The sequence below is a fragment of the Deinococcus sp. genome (assembly GCF_018260405.1).
Taxonomy (GTDB): domain Bacteria; phylum Deinococcota; class Deinococci; order Deinococcales; family Deinococcaceae; genus Deinococcus.
In genome coordinates this window covers 1-2,906 of sequence record NZ_JAGLBG010000169.1, presented here as the reverse complement: position 1 = coordinate 2,906, position 2,906 = coordinate 1, and the positions used below count along the sequence as shown (strand labels likewise).

Sequence of the window (2,906 nt, the reverse complement as noted above, 5' to 3'; positions counted from 1 at the left end):
CGCTAGGGTAAGCTGCGCGTTCCACCGTTAAAGCCTAAAACATTTCCCATGGTTAGGGCCTCAGACAGCCTCTGAAGTTCAGGTGAACACCATTCGGCGTAAGAAAACTTCGAGAGTCGCACCAATCACAGTTCTCCAAACCGCTGGTGGACTGAGGCTGGGTCCATACACTGAGGTAAAACCGCTTCTGCTTCTGACGTACCTGCTGCTTCACGGGCCGTCTACCAGAGAGGAGCTGGCCCGCCTGCTCTGGCCCGACGCGTCCGACGCCAGAAACAGCCTGAGAGTGGGCATGGCTACCCTCAGGCGATGGGGGGTGCAGTTGCACCAGGTCGGTACCCAGGTGTCGGCCACACACCCCTGCGACGCCACCTCCCCGGTCGTTGGTACGGCCATATGGGTCAACCGGCCCTTTCTTTCCGGTGTGGCGCTGTGTGGCGTCAGTACCGCGTTTGAAGACTGGGCGTTCGACCAGCGGGAACGACTGGCGCTCCAGGTGCACAACGCCCTGCTGGTGAATCCCGCAACGCAGCCGCCCTGCCGGTAGCACCGGCTGGAACGTGCCTGGCGTGTTCCGGGTGCAGCCCACCGGCGGCGCACACCCCGGCCCACTTCCTTGCCCTTGGCCGCAGCGGCGTGCCTCTTTCCTGCCAAGTCCCCGCCCCGCCCCCATAGTGGGTGGAGTCTTAGGAAGTCGGGAGCTGAGTGCTACACTGCCTGCGTGGCTCGTGCTCGCCCTTTTTACTTCCTCTTTATGTTGTTGGCTCTGCTGGGTACGGTATACGCGGCCTGGCACCATCAGCAGGGGCTGCTGTGCGGCGCGACGCTGCTGATGGCCCTGGCCTCCTGGTCACTGGGCGGGCTCTGGAGATGGACGGCTCTCGTCACCTTTTCGGTCGCGATCCTATTTGCAATGACGCGCCCCCATTTCAGCCCTACCGTCGAGGAGGCGGTGGGCGCCCTGCTGATGCTGGCGGGCATTGGCTGGATTACCCTGCGTGAACAGGGCACCCGAACCGAAATGGCGTGGCAGCGCAATATCATCGAAGCGCTTCAGGTCGGCTCCGAGCGCCTGAACGAGGCCCGTGACGCCGACGCGATTATCCGGGCGGGCGTCAGTATTCTTAATCAGCTCGGGGTCGCGCCCAATCTGGCCTTCGTGGCTTACCGGCAGGGTACCCCGATGATTCTGGCCGCCACCGGCGCGTTTGAAAGCTACCTTGAAAAACCGATTCAGCCCAGCGACAACGATAGCCGCAGCGTTCAGGCCGACCACTGGGTCGCCGAGGAAACCCTGATGCTGCTGGCCCGTGAAAACCGCCGCCGCTATCTGGTGGCTCCGGTGTACGGCAGATCATCGGCGCACCTCGGCGTGCTCATTTTGACCCGACCCACCGAGCGCGATTTCGATGAGCAAGAAAAGAGTGTGATCGCTTCGTTCGGCAGGCTGCTGGGCGCGCAGCTTGGGCAGTGGCACGCCATTCGTGACCTCCGCGACGCCAACGAACTGACCTTGCGCTCGCTGGGCGCTGCCCTGGAACGCCGCGACGACGAAACGGGCGGGCATACTCAGCGCGTGGTGAGTACCAGCATGCGGCTGGCCCGCCGACTGGGCTGGGATGAAGAACAGGTCAAGTCCCTGCGCTGGGGGGCCTACCTGCACGACCTGGGCAAGATTGCCATTCCCGACGCCATCTTGCATAAACCCGGCCCACTTGACCCGGGTGAGCGCAAAGTCATTCAGACCCACACGACCATCGGCTACGACATGCTTCAGGACCTTCACTTCCTGCCCGCCGAAACCCTTGATCTGGTGCGCTACCACCACGAGCAGTGGGACGGCACCGGTTATCCCGCAGGGCTGCGCGGCCAGAATATCCCCGACACGGCCCGTATCTTTACCATTATTGATGTCTACGACGCCCTGACCAATGCACGGCCCTATAAAGTGGCCTGGACTAAAGAGCGCGCCTTGCAGGAAATTCGCGCTCAGGCGGGCAAGCAGTTCGACCCCCACTACGTCGAATCGTTCCTGCGCATGATGTCTGAACAAGATGATGCCAAACTGGTGTCATAGCTTCCGGTTGTGCCGTTATCGACTTGGACGATCTATGGATATGCAGTTTGAGCGTCAAAATTAGTTCGCTCTCGACTGGCCTAATCAAGGTTTGACCCTTGATGCACTCGAACCTGCACAACAATTAGGTGTAAAAGGGAAGAAGCCCCGGTAGTATTTCGGAGCTTTTTAACGTCCCAGTTGTGGTGCACCCCGTTGGACTCGAACCAACGACCGACCGCTTAGAAGGGGGATGAGGGCAGGTATTGCGCGGGCACCGGCTTACCCTCTTTGATTTATATATGGCGTCTCACACGTCATTTTTCTATCTATAGTCTTACGTTCTAGGCGCTCGCTTGAGGCTATGTTATGCCCAGGACGTTACTAAGTGGTTACTAATCGCCCGTTATCTTACGCTGTACACATTTTGGGTACTTTCTGCCCGTATACTGACGCTATGAATGCCCCCGCCCCCCTCGGTACACCCTCACGGCTGAATGTCGGGGGATATGAGGTGAGGGTGCGCTTTGAGTACAGAAAGCCTGGGGTAAGTAAGGTTATTGACAAATTAGGTGACGTATACCCTGACGGCTCGCTGAGTATTTTCTCTCCACCCTGGGCCGACCGTCACTACCGGCGGGCAGTGATGCGCGGGGCCGGTGTCTATCAGGCGGGCTTATGGGCCATGCTCGCGGGCCGCGCCCAGGTGATCGAGGCTGAGGCGGGGGCAGATGGCGACGGTGGGGACTGGTCAGGTGAAATAGTTTTCACAACGTAACTGCTCAGCAGGGGGACTTGCGAAGCGGAAAGGGGTAGAGTAGGGACATTACGCAAAAGATCTGTCCCAACT

At 59.9% G+C, this 2,906-nt stretch carries 2 protein-coding genes and 1 tRNA gene; 2 read left to right on the top strand and 1 reads right to left on the bottom strand.

Translation table 11 applies throughout. From position 1 onward, the window contains the following. Window positions 1-292 precede the first annotated feature (292 nt). Window positions 293-547: a hypothetical protein gene (locus QZ269_RS12620; protein ID WP_291427053.1), complete on the top strand. Its 255-nt coding sequence runs from the start codon at window positions 293-295 to the stop codon at window positions 545-547. Window positions 548-721: 174 nt separating this feature from the next. Then, a complete protein-coding gene (locus QZ269_RS12615; RefSeq protein ID WP_291427052.1) occupies window positions 722-2,077 on the top strand; it encodes an HD-GYP domain-containing protein in 1,356 nt (451 codons plus the stop codon). Between the two features lie 183 nt (window positions 2,078-2,260). On the opposite strand, the gene QZ269_RS12610 is transcribed toward QZ269_RS12615, so the two are convergent. Beyond that, window positions 2,261-2,344: transfer RNA gene (locus QZ269_RS12610), tRNA-Arg, on the bottom strand. Window positions 2,345-2,906 lie beyond the last annotated feature (562 nt).

Coding starts and splice junctions, on each gene's coding strand:
- QZ269_RS12620 (WP_291427053.1), top strand. CDS start 293: ATGGCTACCCTCAGGCGATGGGGGGTGCAGTTGCACCAGGTCGGTACC.